Raw genomic sequence first — 18279 nt, forward strand, 5'->3', positions numbered from 1 at the left:
ATATATAGTAATCGCGTGTAGCTTGTTTAGTAAGCATTCACGCGAAATCAATCAGATTTTGAAATTGCGTGTCGGTATGTCCGAAAGCATGCACGCGAAATGCAACAGAGATTGAAATTGCGTGTCGCTACGCCCGAAAGCATGCACGCGAAATGCAACAGAGATTGAAATTGCGTGTCGGAATGTCCGAAAGCATGCACGCGAAATGCAACAGAGATTGAAATTGCGTGTCGGCATGTCCGAAAGCATGCACCCCGAAATAAAAACTTGATCACCGATATACGGAGAAATTGATAGATGAAAGCACAAGTTCTATACGACATAGGCGAAATAAGTTATGCGGATGTGGAGAAGCCCGTTCCGAGAGCGAACGAGGCGCTTGTTAAGGTGCGCGCGTGCGGCATCTGCGGCTCCGACATTCCGCGCATATATAAGACGGGCGCGCACAATATGCCGCTCATTCCCGGTCACGAATTCTCCGGAACAGTAGAGGAATGCGAGACTGCACCTGAACTTGTAGGAAAAAGAGTCGGCATCTTCCCGTTAAAACCTTGCATGGAGTGCGCTCAGTGCAAAAACAAGCACTACGAGATGTGCTCTAACTATGACTACCTAGGATCACGCTGCGACGGAGGATTTGCGGAGTACGTGGCGGTTCCTACCTGGAATTTGCTGCCAATCCCCGATGAAATAACGGACAGCGAGGCGGCAATGCTTGAGCCCATGTGCGTTGCGGTTCATGCAATGCGTAAGGCCGGCCTTGAAATATGCTCCGGTGCGGGTACGCAACAGTGTACTCCAATACCTTCAGACGCGAACAAGTCTATCTTCATCTGTGGCCTTGGCACAATCGGCCTCTTGCTTGCAATGTTCCTTAAAGACGCGGGCTACCGCAATGTCTATTGCATATACAACAAAGGCATCCAGTTGGAAAAGCTTGTAGATATGGGATTTGCGCTCAGTAACCTGTGGGATTATCGCGAGGGCGACCCTGCAGACTTCGTCCGCGAGAAGACCTCCGGCGCGAGAGGCACCAACGCAGGCACAGACGCAACTTCCGGCGCTGAATCAAGCGCAACCGCAGCCACAAGCCCCGGTGCCGATGTCTTCTTCGAATGCATCGGAACGTCCGAAGCCTACGAGCGCGCAGTATCCTTAACCGCTCCGCTTGGTACTGTCGTTCTTGTCGGAAACCCCGCCTCGGACATGAGCTTGAAGCGCGAAGTCTACTGGAAGATCCTCCGCAACCAGATTAAACTTGTCGGAACCTGGAATTCCTCATTCTATGGAAATCCGTTTGCCATGAAGGCGGTGGAGGCTGCAGGAACCCTCGCCCTCGACGACTGGAACTACGTTCTTTCAAGGCTACCCGAGATCAGAAAGAGCGGATTCTCGCCCGAGAACCTCATTACCCATAGGTTCACACTCGACGAGATGCAGCAAGGACTTGAAATTATGCGCGATAAGGCTGACGAATATATCAAGATAATGGTAGAATATTGAAACAACCACACATCAAAAGCTTTTTTATATCGAAAGGAGATTTCTATGGCAGAGAACAACAAATGGAGATGCAGAGCAGCGGACCTCAAGGGCACCGAGACAGAAAAGAACCTGATGGCAGCATTCGCCGGTGAGTCCGAGGCAAGAAATAAATACACATTCTTCGCTTCAAAGGCTAAGAAGGAAGGATATGTGCAGATTTCAAATATATTTGCCGAGACGGCAGCCAATGAAAAAGAACATGCTGAGATCTGGTACAAGATCCTTGAAGGCATCGGAACAACAGTAGATTGCCTCAAGAACGCGGCAGAAGGCGAAGAGTACGAGTGGAAGGAAATGTATCCCTCATTTGCAAAGAAAGCAAGAGAAGAAGGCTTTGACGAGATCGCTGAGCTCTTCGAGGGCGTAGCCGCTATCGAAAAAGAGCATGAGGAGCGTTACAGAAAGCTTCTTAAGAACGTCGAGGACAAGATCGTCTTCTCACGCGACGGCGATTGCATCTGGCAGTGCAGCAACTGTGGTCACATCGTGGTTGGCAAGCAAGCTCCCGAAGTTTGCCCCATCTGCAACCACCCGCAGGCATACTTCCAGCTCAAGGCTGAGAATTATTAAAGACAATTTAAATAATAAAACGGCGTAGCTTAGGCTGCGCCGATTTCTAGGAAAGAGAAAATGGGGATGAAAAAGAGACATAACCTGCAAGCCGCGATACTTGCAACAATAGTGGCTGCCGCCCTTATCACAGGCTGCAGCACGAACAAAACTACAGAAACGAACAAAACTACAGAAACGAACACACAGGAAGAAACAAACTCAACGACAGAAACAAGCACAAACTCAGCCGCAGAGGACTCCACAGCGACTGCCGCTGCGCAGAACTCCACCACCGCGCCAGCTTCTTCCTCCAATCTTAGCGCGGAGGAACTTGCAGAGATTGAGGAGGACTTCATGCACATGGAGAACAATTTCTTTTTGTGCCAGGAGTTCTCGGATGAGGATGACATTGATTGGGAGGCTATATACAAAAGAAGAACGCAGGATACTTTTGAACCCGATCAGTATAAATGTGTGTCGGGTGGAAAACTGGGCTATACATATCGCGTGAGACTTGAGCGCGTGGGCATTCCCAAGAATGAGGAAAAAGCCGCGCATTCATCATACAATGACGATCCCGACAGAATCGTGGTATTTGAAAAGAAAGGTTCAAAATATACTTTTAGAAAGAATGAATTTCTATGGGATAAAAACTGTGATGATACATTTGACGTGTATCTGAGACAGCTTGGACAGTGCAAGTTTGCGGTTTTCTACGATTCTCGTTACAAAGAATGTGCGGATATAGTTGTTCTTTCGGGGAATAAGAAAGTTGCCAGTGTTACCGGAGCTTATTTTTCCAAAATAGATAATATATACCCGGTTGACTACGATGCAAACGGTTTTGACGACATTGTGATAACAGGAGACCACGGCAGTAAGAAAAATCTGGGATTCATGGAATTTAATGCGGGATGGGACAGTGATACTCCTTATTTTTTTGAGGAGCGTCCAAATACATCCGAAGATGCCAAGAAGAAACTGGGTGATGACTACAGCCTTGATAGGATAAAAGAGTATGTGCTTCAAAATGACATAAAAGACGTAGAATTTTGGGGCGAAGAGTATACGCATTCCTACGATTCATATAAAGAGGCTTACTATGCCTTGGCGTCAAAAGTAGAGGCTGAGGAAGATATGAATGAATCCCGCGAGCCTCAAAAGGCATCTTGCCGCTATGAACTTAAAAAGCTTGATAATGACGGAATTCCGGAGTTCCTCGTTAAGGACAGCGAAGGGAAAGTCAATATCTACACCTTCAAGGATGATGAACTGCGCGTATATGAAGAAGAGGGCGCCGCTTCAGAAACAGGTGAAGACTCCACCGATACCAAAGATTCCCTTCCGGAAGCAGACTCTTTTACCATAAAAGACTCTTTTCCTGTAATACAAAAGAAACTTGGCTATAGCGCCGATAAAGTGACGCTTCTTTATGATAAAAAAGAAAATGACAAAAACAAGAAAAAATCTGACAAGCCAAAGGCAGTAAGAGACGTAGCCAATGATTTTAACATGATCATAAATTTCTCTGTGGGTTATAAAGAGTATTCATTTGGAATAAAAGATGATTCATGGGGGCATATTAAACTTGGCCTCATGGATAAGGAGAATTTAGTGGAAACTCAGACCGAATTTTCTGTTTCCAAGGTTTTCCTTGTGGAAAAAGCGGATGGACATGCATTTCTTGTTATGTTCAACATGAATAGGTGGTATCATGGCACGGCTTTTGTCTACAATCTTAACGGCAACAAAGTAACTGCGCCGATAGAGCTTAACGGAGATTATATCTATTGCCTGACTGACATAAAAGACTCATCGAACTTTGAACTTATGTCAATATCAGAGCTGATTGGTTCTACTTTGACCAAAAAGACTTTTTACATGGATCCTTGCGGAGAGATCAAATCTACCGATGAGTACGGCTATTATATCAAAGGAAATTCAATCTGCGATGGGGAGCCTATTGCCAAGAGCGGAGATGTAATGACGGCCAAGAAGGACTTGGAGCTTGAAGCTAGCAAAACACCCGAAGATCCCGATTCCATGGAGGATATCACCCTCCCCAAGGGAACGAAAGTTACATTCTACAGGATCAAAGACAGAGATGTTTATCTTTTAATACCAGACGGCAGACAAATCTGTTTCCACATGCTGGGGGAAGACGAAGATCCCGGCGATGAACCTGTCAACCACATAGATGATATGTTTGAAGACTTACCATATATTCCCGAACCGGAAGTTGAGTGGTAATGGTGCGAATATACGTTGAGAGTACCAAGATAGGACCGGATTTTCAGATACTTTAATGAAAAGCCGCAGATTATGTCAAAAACATCAACAATGAAAAGACTATGGAAAAAGAGATAGAGGCGTTTTCGAAGTCATTTGTTTTATAACCTCTTACAAGGTATAATGTACAAGGCAGGTTTGAAATTTACAATCTGATATTATGCTCTTTTTGAGTATGACCACCAATATTATCACAATATAAGAGGCCTTCAATGAAAAAGAACAAAATTCAGAAAAGATATATATACAGAGGAATGTGCACGATGGTTCTTTGCGCCATCGCGACAGGCCTCTTTTTTGCGGCATGGTACGGCTTTGTACACAAGAACAACAACACAGGCTATCTCCTTGGTCTTGGTAACCTCGGAATGGCCATTGGTATATATTTAGTACTTTATTACTTCATAGGCAGATCTCTCAGAGCCTTCAGGATCGGTGTAGACAGAAAGGCCAATCTTTTGGCGTCTCAGGTCATGACCATCTTTATGGTGGATTTCTTTGAGATATTTATTTCATGTGCCATCACCGGTCAGTTCAGATTTTTCCATATATTTTTTGTAAGATACCTCATCCTTGCGCTTATTCAGAGTGCGGTACTCTGTGGTCTTACACTTCCTCTTGTGGATGTCTACAGGAAGTTCTTTAAGCCTCAGCGTATTCTCGAGATATATAGTGAGGACTCCAATGAAAAGACTGAGTTCATGAACGAAAGACCTGATAAATACAGGGTTGCGGAATCTATCGGTATCTACGAAGGCGTGGATAAGATTCTTGCTGTTGTACCCGATTATGAAGCAATCCTTCTCAATGATATTCCGTCCGAACTCAAGAACATCATACTTAAGGAATGCTTCCGCATAGGCAAAAGAGTCTACTTTACGCCTAAGATCTCAGATATTATCGGTAAGAATTCCGAAAACATAGACCTATTTGACACACCTCTTTACTTGTGCAGAAATAGCGGAATAGGCATGGGCCAGCGAATACTCAAAAGATTCTTTGACCTTTTGTTCTCTGTACTGGCGTTTATCGTATTCAGTCCACTGTTTCTCATAGTTGCTATCGCAATTAAACTTGAGGATGGCGGTCCGATATTCTACAAGCAGGACAGAGTTACAAGGGGCGGTAAGGTATTCGGTATCCTTAAGTTCAGATCAATGATCGTTGACGCCGAGAAGGACGGAAGACCACATCCTGCGGGCGAAGCGGATGACCGTATCACCAAGGTCGGACATGTTATAAGACCTACCAGAATTGATGAGCTTCCGCAGCTCCTTAACATAATTGCAGGAGATATGTCCATTGTCGGACCCAGACCCGAGAGAGTTGAGCACGTTGAGAAATATACGAAGGATATTCCCGAATTCGAGTTCAGACTTAAAGTTAAGGGCGGACTTACCGGTGTAGCTCAGGTTTTTGGTAAATACAACACAAGTCCCTTAAGTAAGCTTAAGATGGACCTCTATTACATCACAAACTATTCACTCCTTCTTGACCTACAGATCATCTTCGAGACAGTCAAGATTCTCGTTCAGAAAGAGAGCACTGCAGGATTCTCCGAAGAGAAACAAAAAGAGATGGGGCAGGCGCATAAGTAAATAAAAAATAACAAGTAAATTCAGGATATTTGGCAACGTCAATTCTTTTCAACAGGTGGAAAGGAGATTTCATCTATGAATACCAAGGCAATGTACAAGTTATCTTACGGTTTATTTGTATGCACAGTAGTAAACGGTGATAAGAAGAATGGCTGTATCACCAACACTGCGGTTCAGGTTGCATCCGATCCAAACAGGATTTCTCTTGCGATCAATAAAGCCAACCTGACTCACGACATGCTAAAAGAGACAGGCAAGTGCAATATCTCTGTGCTCAGTACCGATGCATCATTTGACACCTTCAAGCACTTCGGCTTCCAGAGCGGAAGGGACGTCGACAAATTCGCTTCGTTCACCGATTTCAAGCTTGCCGATAATGGAATCCCTTACATCACAAAGGGCACCAATGCCTATTTCTCCTTGAACGTGGAAAAAGAAGTTGACCTTGGTTCGCATACTCTTTTTATCTGCGAGCCTGTATTTATGGATGTTTTGGCTGATACTCCTTCCTGCACCTACGAGTATTATCAGAACAATATCAAGCCCAAGCCTCAGCCCGTCGGCGAAACACCCAAGGGCGAGACTATCTGGAAATGTACGATCTGCGGCTATGAGTATGTGGGTGAGGATATGCCCGACGACTTCATCTGCCCGATCTGCAAGCATCCCAAGGATGATTTTGAGAAGATAATAAGATAATAATGTAATAAAGTAATAGTGTAATAAAATAATAAAGTAATAATGTAATGCCACATATCCGAGAGGGTATGTGGCGTTTTGCTTTGATCAGTACATATCATCTATTGATATAAGTCTACATCCTTTAGCGGTTTTCTTTATATAGTCAGTAAATCCTCCAAGTGAAAAGATACAGATTAGGGGATTGGTGGTTGGTAGATATTTAATCTTATCAATCAATTTTTCGTATTCAGTCTTATCGAACGGAGCGTTTTTAAATTTGCACTCTCCGACTAGAAGGACATCTTTTCCGTTTTTTCCAAGCAGATCTATTTCTATTTGCTTTGGCTTTTTGTTTTCATCAAGGACAGAGTCTTGATAGTCTGATATTTCAGTGAGAATAGGAAAATTATCTTGTCCTGCATGCATCATTAGGAATTCTTTTGCCATTTTTTCGAATATCTTACCCATGAAATCATGGAGATGTTCCTTTACGTTAGAGTAGTAGTATGCAGAGCCGTTATCTGCGTTTATCAGACTTGTTGCTCTGTTTACATAACGGAACCAGAATTCAAGCATACTGTCGTTTAGCATATAATATGGCTTTTTTGATATTCTCTTTTCCAGAATTTCTGCACCTGTGAGAACTTTAAGCGGGTAGTTGACATCATCTGAGCCGACAAAAGATGCAATTTCACTATTCTTGGTATGACCGGTTGCGACGGCTGAAATAATTGAATTGTACAGCGCAGGGTTCTGCTTCTCATTTGTTATCACGCTTTTAATCTGCTCTTCGGAGAAATAGCCTCCGATAGAGTAGAATTCTTCTAAGATGTTTTCTTCCAGGCTAAGATTGGTATCGAACTGGTCTATGTATTTTGCAACACCGTTAGTAAGCCCATAACAAATAGCTTTTTCTTCATTGGTGTATCCATCAAGAAATTCAGCAGTTTCCAAGTAATTAAATGGACGAAGCTTTAATTCCAGATTGCTTCTTCCGTGAAGTGGCGCGGATTCAGCCAGGACCTCACCTTTCATAAAGCTTACAAGAGATCCGCATAAAACAAAGAATAATTTGCTGCTTTTCCACTTTGTATCAATTGTTTTTTGAAGAACAGATTGGATATATGGGCACTGTTTGGCAAGATAAGGGTACTCGTCAATGAAAAAAATGATTTTTTCTTTCTCAGCTTGCTTTCCGATAAACTCAAAGAGGTTATCAAAGTTATTAAAACTGACACTACCGAGCATATCGGGAGCCAAGGCACTTAATACAGATTCAGTCATCATGGATAATAACTCTGACTCCCCGCGCTCTACGGCTGTAAAAGAGATATGTTTGCATTTATGTTCGGCGATGAATTTATTTATAAGCATTGTTTTTCCGATTCTTCGTCTTCCGTATAAGACAATCATTGAGAATCCGGACTGTTTGTACTTTTTATCAAGTATAGCAAGCTCTTTTGTTCGTCCTCTGAATATTTCGCTCATGATTTAACACCTCTCTTACTGAAATGCATTTCACCGAAATCAATTTCACCGAAATCAATTTCACCGAAATGCATTTCGGTTAATTAAATTATAGCTCAATAAGTGAATATGTTCAATAAATATATTAAAACCATCAAAATGATGGCAAAAACCACTAGATTTACCATCATTTTGATGGTTTCATTATTATAGAGATAGAGGCTTTGATATTGTATAACATTATGAGGAGGAACTTATGCGAGGACAAAAGCAAAAGAAACAGACAATAAAACGCATAATCCTTGAAAAAACAGGCGGTATATGCGCCAAGTGCGGCAGGTCGCTTTCGCTCGAAAAGACAACCATCGATCACCTTATTCCCAAGTACAGAGGCGGAACGGATGAGCTTGGCAACCTCATCCCTATGTGCAAGCGCTGCAATAAGCAGAAAGGATCTAGGATTGTGGGAGTGGAAGAATTGAAATATTTGAAGTAAAACGAAAAGTGCGGAATCTCCGCGCTTTTTTCTTTTTATGCGAACGATTGGCGAACGCAAATTGATAAAAGGTAGAAAAATGCGAACGCAAACGCGAACGCAAAATAAAAACAATCATAAATTGCGAACGCAAACGCGAACGAAAAATGCAAAAAGTTGCATTTGCGTTCGCGATGAAAATATGCTTGCGCAAATCACCCCAAAAGAAATACGAAAAACCGTGATAAGATAGAAGTATCTACAGTATAGTCAATCGGAAGTGGAAAAAGGTGCAGATGGTTTGATTCCCCTAATATAGGAAGAACTACTATGATCAATTCCAATAACATGTATGACCTTCTGGATTATCACAATATTCAAAACGATTTCACTGACAATGAGTATGTTCAGACGATGAAAGAAAAACTCGTAGAACTACTCAAGTCCTATGGCGTCTATGGAGAGATTGTTGAATACTACATGACTCCTTTTGCTGTTACGTTTGTAGTCGACCCTGATTCCGGCGAAAGCATAAAGGAATTCAAAAGACTCCGTGTGGATTTGGAAGTTCATATGGCGTGGCCTATAGAGATAGTCAATATTTCTGAAGGTTCAGCAGCTATACCGGTCCACGCCCAGGCTGCGTATGTAAGTTATGAGGAGATTGATAGGGTGATAGATGCGGTGAGAAAGAATTGATTTATCCAACGAAAGGAGGGCATGTTATATGAATGATAAAAAGCACTACATTGATGTTTACAAGCAAGCGGAAGCTTTTTTACAGTCAATGACGCCATCAGGAATAGATCTTGAAAAGTATTATATTGTAGACCGTGGAGAATATAAGTCATTGGATGACATTTTTATACAGTTTATTTATTCTGCTCAGAACTATCAAAGAATGCCCAATGTAATTGCTTTTAATAAAAGAAAAAAAGAAATAGGGAAAATACTGCATAATTTCGATCATAAAAAAGTAAGTACAATGAACCCTGAAGATCTTAATAGGACATTTCGCGAAAAGTTTGATGTCAAAAGCGCCGATACCAAACAAAACAGCTGGTATAAGTGGAGTAACGCCATTGTGGACTCAGCCAAGTTCTTGACCGAATTCGAAAAAATAGCAGATTTCGAAGAGTTTGTAGGTCGCTTTGATTATAACGTTCACACAAGCATGGCGCTTCCGCTCCTGATATCACATAAAATAAACGGCATAGGCTTTGCACTGGCTTGCGACCTCCTTAAAGAACTTGGATTTACGAGGTATCCTAAGCCGGATGTTCACTTGATTGATATTATTAGTAGCTTGGACCTTTCGGAAAAAGATCAGATATCAACGTATGAATCTATAGTAAGAATGTCAGATTATTGTATAGAAGCCGGAGATACAACCGCCACTCCATATAAGGTTGATAAGATTTTCTGGCTGATATGTTCCGGAAACTTCTACAAAGATGAGGCAAAAGAGATCCCTAAAAAGGGGAAGAAAAAAGAGTTTATAGAGATGATGCATAATAAAAAAGCTTAGAGTTGAATATAGAGAACGATTTTGATAAGGCGCAGGGCACAAAAACCGTGGATTCTGCGCTTTTTTCTTTTGTAAGTCAAAAATATTGATAATGACGGCAAAATTTAGCAAAAGAAACATGAAAACACGCATGGATAGCGGTAAAGAACATGGCATGTTCTGCCGATATACATCTATATGGGGTTAGTACTAGTGCATCAGGTATGATAAAATAAACATATACTACGAAATAACGATAATAACTAATAGGGAATATAAGTTATGGATACTATAAAGCTGGTTATTTGGGATTTGGATAATACATTATGGAAAGGGATACTAGCTGAGGAGGAAGTATGTCTTTTTGACGGCAGAAAGGAACTCATAAACAACCTTGTTGATCGCGGAATAATGGTATCAATCTCCTCTAAAAACGATTATGACAAAGCCAAGGCTAAGTTAGAAGAATTAGGGTTATTTGATCTGTTCATTTTTCCTGATATATCGTTTGATGGGAAAGGAGAAAGCGTAAAACATATCCTTTCTCAGGCTAAATTACGGGCTGAGAATACTCTTTTTATTGATGATAATATAACTAACAGAAAAGAAGCAGAATATTACAATAAAGGAATTAAAACAGCTGATCCAATCGAAGTTGATAATGGAACTATATTGAGAATTGAAAAAGTTGAAAATGATGGAAAGCATTATCGTGAGCGATTGAAACAGTACAAAAACATGGAGCTTCGTGACAAATCAAAACGTGAATCTTCATCTGACAAAGATTTTTTGTTCCAATCTGATATCGAGATAGATATTAGACATAATTGCATTGATGTAGAAGATAGAATATATGAATTAATTAATAGAACCAATCAGCTTAATTATACTAAAAAGAGACTTACTAAAATACAAACGCGAGAATTATTGACAGATAATACTGTAGAAACTGCCTATATTTTAGCGAAGGATAAGTATGGCGACTATGGCATTATCGGATTTTATGCGGTAGCAGAAGGCAAGCTTGAGCATTTTTTGTTTTCATGCAGAATTTTAGGTCTTGGAATAGAACAGTATATTTATAAAAAACTCGGTTGCCCAATACTAAATATTGAAGGTGATATAGCTGTAGAATTATCAGATGAAACAATTGATTGGATAAGTGAATCTTATATTGATTATCATGAACATGACACGGATGAATCGAAAATCCTAATGATTGGCGGTTGCGATTTGGAAGGCATGAAATATTATATTGCTGATTCCGGTATAAGAACAGAGTTTTCAACCGTTGAGGACGGCGTGCCTTATAAAAGATCTTATACAAATCTTTTGCTGGGTAATTCAACTTTTACTGAAGAGATGAAGGGGGATCTTTGCGAAAAAATACCTTTTTTAAATTATAAAATTAGTTTTTCTTCAGAGATATATGGCGGAAAATATCCGACTATAGTTTGGAGTTTAGTCGACGATTATATCTGCTGTGTCTATAAATATAAAGAAAACCCGAGTATAGAAGTATCTATAGGTGATTATTATGATGATAAGAATAATGACACTCTAAATCAAAGATATGGGAAAGATAAATTAAAGTGGTTTTATGAAAATTTTGAATTTGTAGGCTTAAAAGATAAAAAGCAATTTTATGATGATTTGGTAAAGATTATTTCTAATATTGGAGAAAATATCAGAATTGTATTGGTAAACGGAACTGATCTTGACGTTAGCGATTGGATAGGTGAAGACAGAGTTAGAAGAAATATTGAGATGAATAATGTTATTGATGAAGTAGTGCGCTTGTTTCCAAACGTTAAATTATTGGATATGAGGAAAATAGTCAAGAGAGTAGAGGATTTACCGAAGAAAGATAATAGACATTTTTCAAGGCAAGTTTATTACAAGATGGCTCAAGAATTGGAGTCGATTTTATCTGATCAAATTGGAGTAATAGAAAGAAAAAAGATTATTTCTAGCGATGAGGAATTAGTTAAGACTTGTTTGCTTGGGAATATATTTTTATATGGTGCCGGATTATATGGTAGGTCGTTAGAATCTTGGGCAAAAGATAAATCAATACAGGTAGATGGGTACATTGAAACTAATCCAGTAAAATCATTATCGGATAATGGAATAAAAATATATGCGATAAATGAGATACCCTCTGATGCTCATATAATCGTAAGCGTTGGAAATAAGTTTAAAGATGATGTAATCAGAAATATACAGGCTCAAGGTATTAGTGAGTTTTATATTATAACGGAGGATTTTTGGGAGGAAATAAAGAAATGCGCTCGTTAGTCATATTTGCAGATATGCTAGGTGGTGAATACATTAATCTGTGTAATGGGGAAATGCCTTATGCGGATATAGATGAATTCTTGGAAAGACTGGGCGGCACAGTTTACACTAATTGCTATACTCCTGCTCCGGATACCGGAAGGTCAAGTGCATGTATGTGGACAGGATATTATCCCAAAAAGAATCATTGTGATCACAGACTCAAGTATCCAAGGTATTATCTTAATGATGAGATTGATAATATATGGAAACGAATGGAAGAAGCAAAATATAGAGTAAATGTTTTTGCGGATAGCCTAGTTGTTGAAGATGGTTTATTTCCAATATCTAGTAATATGCATATATACTCGGACGGAATCGCAGACTTCTTGAATAATGCCGAGATACAGGATAATACACTTTGTTTTTTTTATCTTCCGGATATACATGTGGTATTAAATGAATTGGGATATTCGGCACATGCATATAAAGAGGGCGTTACAGAGCTATTAAGAGGACTGAATTGTATTTTTGAAAAGTATGATGTGAAAGAAAAATTTGATTATGTGATAATTTTATCTGATCATGGATTCAGACTATCAGATAAGATGTATAAAAATGTTTTATATAGAGACCGGACGCATACATATATTCAATTGTGGAAGAAAGGCGATACAGGAATCGAATTCGATGATAAGTTAAGATCTAATCTTGATCTTTATCCAACAATATATGAGTTAGAAGGGTGGAATTTAAAAGAGCAAATAGATGGGGTAAGCTTACTGGACAAAAATGGCCATTCTTATATCTTGATGGAAGATCATGAGAATTTCTATCCTAGTGTGTCTCAAGGGATATGTGCATGGGGGGTTATTACAGAGAGTGGCGTGCATCATTGGATAGGCGCGGATGATATTTGGAATGATGAAAGCAAAGAAGAATCATTTGATGAGATATTCTTTATAGATGAGATTCAAAAGAAGATGTGTGATTATCAGAGGCAAAAAGAGATATTTGAGTATGCCCAAATATATTTATCTCATGCACAAAGAGAATGCAGAAATTCACTTGGAGATAAATTAGAGAAAAAGTTTATATTTGAAGATATCGAAAGACTTAGGGGTAATAAGGTAATACTCTATGGTGCCGGAAGAGTCGGAAAGGATTATTTTCGACAAATTATGTCAGAGAAAGATATACAACTTGTAGCATGGATTGATAATAATTATGAAAAATTAAATGACAGAGACTATCCGATGATTCTTTCTGACATAAGCGAGGTATATAAACACAGTTTTGACTATATTATTATTTCTATATACGACAGAAAAGAATCAAATTTTATAAAGAAAATATTAGTAATGCTTGGAGTTGATGAGAAAAAAGTCTTAAACAGTATTCCAAAAGAAATACTTATGAAAGGGGAATGATATAGTGGATAAATTAATGAATATGGGACTTTACGCTAGTCAATTTATTGAAATGTGGAATGAAAACCTAATCTTGGTTTCATATGTTTCTAATCAGATATACATAATTGATCCCAAAGAACATGTTATTAGTGATGTAATATCAATTAATGGAACAGGTCATGAAAGCACGCAATATCGCTCTTTTTGCTGTTACAATAATTTCTTGTTTCTTTTTCCTTATAATGCGCAGGATATTATAAAAGTTGATCTTATTTCTAAAAAACAGTTTGTTATTAGGGAGAATATTACAATTAAAAGTAAGGATGTTGACCGAAAATTCTATAGGGTCATTCGTTATAATGATATAGCTTATGTTCTTGGAGAAGCAGTAAATATAATCATGAAAGTGGATTTGGAAAATGATAATTGTATAGGTTTGTATAGTTATGATTCAGATCAGGATATTTATTGGTCAAGTAGCTATGTGATTTATGGCGATGTTATATATGTTCCATGTAGGACTAGAAATGCTGCTCTTTGTATCAATATAAAAACGGATTCAGTGTTATATAAGGATATAAGTACTAATGGGGGAAATGGAGGATTTTTGGATATATATGAAGAAGATCAGATTATACATCTGTTTGATGAAATAGGAAATGAATATCTATGGAATCCCGAGGAGTCTAAGGCAATATATGAGAAAGGTAATAAAGATAATATATATACAAGTAGGCAATGCGTAAAGTACAAGAATAAAATTTTTAGGATTGCGCTTCATGAAGATTTAGTTTTATGCAGAGAGGGAAAGAATAGCTTTAATATTATTCAAAGTAATATTGTTCAAAAGAATGTACCTAGCAATGGTTCTAGATTTCAAGAAGGAATACAACATGGACAATTCTATTATTTTCAGAGTAGAAATGGGATAATTTATATGATAGATATGGAACAAAATATAATAGAGGAGGTGTGGATAAAAAAAGATAGTAAAGCATTAGAAAGCAGAAAAGAGTATTTTATATCTTACGCTAAACGGGATATTTTAAAAGAAAGTGAAGAATATGATCTTACTGATTTGATAGAGTTTGTATAAAAATTATAGTCATACTCAATGAAGATTGACTATTGAAAAGTATATTGATGAGGTATGAGTATGAAAACTGATGTCTTGCTATGGGGTGCTGGGGCGGAATTTAGAAAGTTTATAGCAGAAGCGGTATGCTTACCGCAAGTATTTGATTTAGATCATTTATTTGTCGTTGATTCTGACGAGATAAAATGGGGGACAGAATTTCGAGGGTTATCTATCCATTCTCCAAAAGAAGTAGACGGACAAAAGTATAAAAAAATAGTTATTTCCTCAACCGATTATTTTGAAGATATTGTAAATACAATTAGAGGGTATAAAGTAGACTGTTCAAATATCCAGAGCCTATTAGAGTTCAAACAACAAGCGATAATTGATTATCAATATACAAAAAATTTAATTATTACTAAAAATAATAATTACATTCCTACAAGATATAATAATGATAAGTTGGTGATATATACGGCTATAATAGGAGATTATGACTATTTGGCTTCACCGTTGTTTATAGATGATGGAGTGGAATATGTATGCTTTACCGACCAAAGAAAATTGCAATCAGATATATGGAATATTGAGTATATACATACGGATCCTTCTTGTAATCATGAAGAAGTTGTAAGAAAATTCAAGTGTTTACCACATATGTTTTTTGGAGAATATGATTCAAGCATATGGATGGATGCCAGTATTACAATTAAAAGTTCTATGATTGAAATGATATATAAGTATCAGAATTCAGCAGATTTAATGCTGTTTCCGCATTATGAGAGAGTTTGTATCTATGATGAGGCTGCGGTATGTATAGCCAATCATAAATCAGATAAGGAAAGAATAATAAAACAAATTAATTATTACTACAATAACGGATATCAGTTTAATAATGGACTTTATTGTGGAGGGCTTATTGTTCGAAACCACAACATTTCTGAAGTAAAAAAAACAATGGAGGATTGGCATTCTGAAATCGTTAAGTATTCGAAGCGTGATCAGATAAGTTTGCCATATGTTATAGATAAAAATAGATTACAGATAGACCTTACTAATCTGTATATATATGATAATAAATATTTTACTGTAAGAAAGCATAAACATAACTAAATGTCATTTATGAGAGGGTATTTGCATGAATAAAAAAGCTTTAATTTGGGGAGTAGGCAATTCGGCGGTAGATTTATTAAAAAAGAAATGTTTATATTCTGATTATGAAATAATAGCATTTGTTGACAATAATAGATTGTTATGGGGGGGAGAAAAAAGTTTTAAGGGACTTCCTATTCTTTCGCCATTTGAACTTAAAACTATAGAGTATGATTTGATTATTATAGCTTCAATATATAAAGATGAAATATACAATCAATTGCTAGATATGGGGGTGACTCCCGAGAAAATTACTGATGTTGAAAGTTTGGAAGAGCGTATAAAAGCTAAGATAATTGATAAGTACAGATACTCAGATGATGAAGAAATTAAAAAAGTTGTTGATTATTATAAAAAGAATAAATTGAATATTTTTGGCACATATTTCCCTAGTACGCAAGAGTACGAAGTGTTTTGGGATGAAGATTATCCATATGTTATGTTAGATGGGAAAAAGATGTATTATCCTAGGGCTTTTTTTGAAAGAAAAACATCCGAAAGAGTATTTGTTCCGGATGTGCTTTATGAACAATATGAACAATCTCCGCACTTATATATAAAGAAGAATCATTGTGTGAAACGAGGAGATGTGATTGTAGACGCAGGAGTTTGTGAAGGGAATTTTGCATTAAGGTACATTGATGAAATAAAAAAAGTTTATTTAGTTGAGTGTTCTTCGATTTGGAGAGAACCATTAGAGAAGACGTTCCATCCATATAAAGATAAAGTGGTTTTTTGCTGGAAGGAACTTTCTCGAAGCTCATCATCAAAGACAATAGCACTAGATGATCTTGTTCAAGAGAAAATAGATTTTTTAAAAATGGATATAGAAGGGGCTGAAGTTGATGCAGTTTTGGGAGCTAAGAAACTACTAAAAAGTAGTAATGCAAAATGCTCAATATGTTGCTATCATCGTCGCGATGATGAAGAAAATCTTAAGTTTATTTTGGAATCATTAGGCTATTCTACAAGTACTTCTGAAGGAAGAATGTTTTTTAGCTATGACCCTATGATAGGTGAATCATTGGATTTAAGGCATGGGATTGTTTATGCTGAAAAGAATATTTGGTAGATGAGGAGTAGTTATAGAGTAGAGGGCTACATATGATGAAAGTTAGTGTTATTACACCTTTATATCATGGAAAAAAATATATTAACAGACTATTTACCATGATTGAATCAGCAGCTGAAAATGCAAAACAAGTTGCTAAAGTTGAATGGATTATTTCAAATGACGATCCATCAGAAGAAATAGATAATCAATTAGTTTCCGATAAGATGGATATAGTGATAATAAACACGAATATAAATAGGGGGATTCAAGGTGCGCGTGTAAAAGGGCTTGAGAAGTGTACTGGTAATTATATCTTGTTTTTGGATCAGGATGATACAATACATCCTGAATGGATAAGTAGTCAATGTAGAGCAATAGGAGATGCAGATGCTGTTGTTTGTGATGCAATATATGATGGAAAGCCTTTATATAAAGAGGGAACGATAAAAGATTCGTTAGATTTATGCATTACAAGAAAGTTTAATGTAGAACAGCACATTGGTTTTACATTGGGACAGACATTGATAAAAAAACAAAGTATTCCAAGGATTTGGCTAAGAAGATGTATGGTAACAAATTGTTGTGATGATCATTATCTTCTTATTTGTATGTATGCATCAGATTGTGTTTTTGTAAAAAATGACAGAGTTTTATATGAGCATGTAAAGACAGGAAGCAATCAGTCTGAGGATTCTTACGTTTGGGTTAAATCAACACATGAGCTAATTCATATTGTTGAGGACGAAAAGATTCTTTTGGGAGATGAGCTTCATAGTTTTATAAGAAGCAGGGAATTGCATATAGAAGAAGTTATTAGCTATTATGAGGATCGACAACGAGAAGTTAATTTGCTCAGGAATATTTTGCTTTGTCAAAACGGTGAGGTCTCAATAAAGAAGGTAAATATAAGAGGCAAAAAAATTGCTATTTATGGATATCGTATTGGTGTCTTTTTTAAAAAGCTTCTTGAGGATGCTGGATTTATTAACCTATGCTACATAGATCGTAATTCAAAAAATATAGCGTCAGATATTCCGATATATAAGATGGAAGACACTCCGGAAACAGTAGATTGTATTATAGATACTCTAGTAAATGATAAATATAAGAGAGACATTAGAGAATACTATGAAAAACAGTTACCTAATGCTCTAGTTATAGAAGCTCGAGATATTTTTGATATATAAAGGGG

At 37.6% G+C, this 18279-nt stretch carries 15 protein-coding genes; 14 read left to right on the plus strand and 1 reads right to left on the minus strand.

What is annotated here, in order from left to right; translation table 11 throughout:
* The first annotated feature begins 297 nt into the window (after window positions 1–297).
* The 5 genes from D6853_RS12910 (at window position 298) to D6853_RS12930 (ending at window position 6683) form a co-directional block, all read left to right on the plus strand.
* Window positions 298–1503 (plus strand): galactitol-1-phosphate 5-dehydrogenase, encoded by a 1206-nt coding sequence (locus tag D6853_RS12910; RefSeq protein WP_120658426.1) that lies wholly within the window; start codon window positions 298–300, stop codon window positions 1501–1503.
* A gap of 45 nt (window positions 1504–1548) precedes the next feature.
* On the plus strand, window positions 1549–2115 hold the full coding sequence (gene rbr / locus D6853_RS12915; RefSeq protein ID WP_120658427.1) for a rubrerythrin: 567 nt from the start codon (window positions 1549–1551) through the stop codon (window positions 2113–2115).
* A gap of 66 nt (window positions 2116–2181) precedes the next feature.
* A complete protein-coding gene (locus tag D6853_RS12920; protein ID WP_120658428.1) occupies window positions 2182–4347 on the plus strand; it encodes a hypothetical protein in 2166 nt (721 codons plus the stop codon).
* Between the two features lie 251 nt (window positions 4348–4598).
* Entirely contained in the window at window positions 4599–5984 is a 1386-nt protein-coding gene (locus tag D6853_RS12925) for a sugar transferase (RefSeq protein ID WP_120658429.1), read from the plus strand.
* A 75-nt stretch (window positions 5985–6059) separates the two neighbouring features.
* Window positions 6060–6683, plus strand: a complete 624-nt coding sequence (locus tag D6853_RS12930) for a flavin reductase family protein (RefSeq protein WP_120658430.1) — start codon at window positions 6060–6062, stop codon at window positions 6681–6683.
* Window positions 6684–6770: 87 nt separating this feature from the next.
* Here the strand turns inward: D6853_RS12930 and D6853_RS12935 are convergent, their stop codons facing one another.
* Window positions 6771–8153, minus strand: coding sequence for an ATP-binding protein (locus D6853_RS12935; RefSeq protein WP_120658431.1), 1383 nt, complete (start codon window positions 8151–8153; stop codon window positions 6771–6773).
* Window positions 8154–8388: 235 nt separating this feature from the next.
* On the opposite strand from D6853_RS12935, the gene D6853_RS12940 reads away from it, so the two are divergent.
* From D6853_RS12940 to D6853_RS12980, 9 genes are all read left to right on the plus strand, one after another.
* Window positions 8389–8628 (plus strand): HNH endonuclease, encoded by a 240-nt coding sequence (locus tag D6853_RS12940; protein ID WP_120658432.1) that lies wholly within the window; start codon window positions 8389–8391, stop codon window positions 8626–8628.
* A 309-nt stretch (window positions 8629–8937) separates the two neighbouring features.
* Window positions 8938–9306 carry a DNA translocase FtsK gene (locus tag D6853_RS12945; protein WP_120658433.1) on the plus strand — a complete coding sequence of 123 codons (369 nt, stop codon included), beginning with the start codon at window positions 8938–8940 and terminating at the stop codon, window positions 9304–9306.
* Window positions 9307–9334: 28 nt separating this feature from the next.
* A complete protein-coding gene (locus tag D6853_RS12950) occupies window positions 9335–10135 on the plus strand; it encodes a hypothetical protein (protein ID WP_120658434.1) in 801 nt (266 codons plus the stop codon).
* A 261-nt stretch (window positions 10136–10396) separates the two neighbouring features.
* Window positions 10397–12412, plus strand: a complete 2016-nt coding sequence (locus tag D6853_RS12955; RefSeq protein WP_120658435.1) for an HAD-IIIC family phosphatase — start codon at window positions 10397–10399, stop codon at window positions 12410–12412.
* On the plus strand, window positions 12382–13821 hold the full coding sequence (locus D6853_RS12960; protein ID WP_147367761.1) for a hypothetical protein: 1440 nt from the start codon (window positions 12382–12384) through the stop codon (window positions 13819–13821). The genes D6853_RS12955 and D6853_RS12960 overlap by 31 nt, the downstream gene beginning before the upstream one ends.
* Window positions 13822–13825: 4 nt before the next feature.
* On the plus strand, window positions 13826–14899 hold the full coding sequence (locus D6853_RS12965) for a hypothetical protein (RefSeq protein ID WP_120658437.1): 1074 nt from the start codon (window positions 13826–13828) through the stop codon (window positions 14897–14899).
* Between the two features lie 60 nt (window positions 14900–14959).
* On the plus strand, window positions 14960–15994 hold the full coding sequence (locus tag D6853_RS12970; RefSeq protein ID WP_158588751.1) for a glycosyltransferase domain-containing protein: 1035 nt from the start codon (window positions 14960–14962) through the stop codon (window positions 15992–15994).
* 25 nt (window positions 15995–16019) lie between these two features.
* Window positions 16020–17105, plus strand: a complete 1086-nt coding sequence (locus D6853_RS12975) for an FkbM family methyltransferase (RefSeq protein WP_120658439.1) — start codon at window positions 16020–16022, stop codon at window positions 17103–17105.
* A gap of 32 nt (window positions 17106–17137) precedes the next feature.
* Entirely contained in the window at window positions 17138–18274 is a 1137-nt protein-coding gene (locus tag D6853_RS12980) for a glycosyltransferase family 2 protein (protein WP_120658440.1), read from the plus strand.
* The last annotated feature ends 5 nt before the right edge of the window (window positions 18275–18279 follow it).

This window comes from Butyrivibrio sp. X503, from assembly GCF_003625475.1.
Lineage (GTDB): Bacteria > Bacillota > Clostridia > Lachnospirales > Lachnospiraceae > Butyrivibrio.

Coding starts and splice junctions, on each gene's coding strand:
- D6853_RS12955 (WP_120658435.1), top strand. CDS start 10,397: ATGGATACTATAAAGCTGGTTATTTGGGATTTGGATAATACATTATGG.
- D6853_RS12945 (WP_120658433.1), top strand. CDS start 8,938: ATGATCAATTCCAATAACATGTATGACCTTCTGGATTATCACAATATT.
- D6853_RS12975 (WP_120658439.1), top strand. CDS start 16,020: ATGAATAAAAAAGCTTTAATTTGGGGAGTAGGCAATTCGGCGGTAGAT.
- D6853_RS12980 (WP_120658440.1), top strand. CDS start 17,138: ATGATGAAAGTTAGTGTTATTACACCTTTATATCATGGAAAAAAATAT.
- D6853_RS12910 (WP_120658426.1), top strand. CDS start 298: ATGAAAGCACAAGTTCTATACGACATAGGCGAAATAAGTTATGCGGAT.
- rbr (WP_120658427.1), top strand. CDS start 1,549: ATGGCAGAGAACAACAAATGGAGATGCAGAGCAGCGGACCTCAAGGGC.
- D6853_RS12950 (WP_120658434.1), top strand. CDS start 9,335: ATGAATGATAAAAAGCACTACATTGATGTTTACAAGCAAGCGGAAGCT.
- D6853_RS12920 (WP_120658428.1), top strand. CDS start 2,182: ATGAAAAAGAGACATAACCTGCAAGCCGCGATACTTGCAACAATAGTG.
- D6853_RS12925 (WP_120658429.1), top strand. CDS start 4,599: ATGAAAAAGAACAAAATTCAGAAAAGATATATATACAGAGGAATGTGC.
- D6853_RS12970 (WP_158588751.1), top strand. CDS start 14,960: ATGAAAACTGATGTCTTGCTATGGGGTGCTGGGGCGGAATTTAGAAAG.
- D6853_RS12935 (WP_120658431.1), bottom strand. CDS start 8,153: ATGAGCGAAATATTCAGAGGACGAACAAAAGAGCTTGCTATACTTGAT.
- D6853_RS12940 (WP_120658432.1), top strand. CDS start 8,389: ATGCGAGGACAAAAGCAAAAGAAACAGACAATAAAACGCATAATCCTT.
- D6853_RS12930 (WP_120658430.1), top strand. CDS start 6,060: ATGAATACCAAGGCAATGTACAAGTTATCTTACGGTTTATTTGTATGC.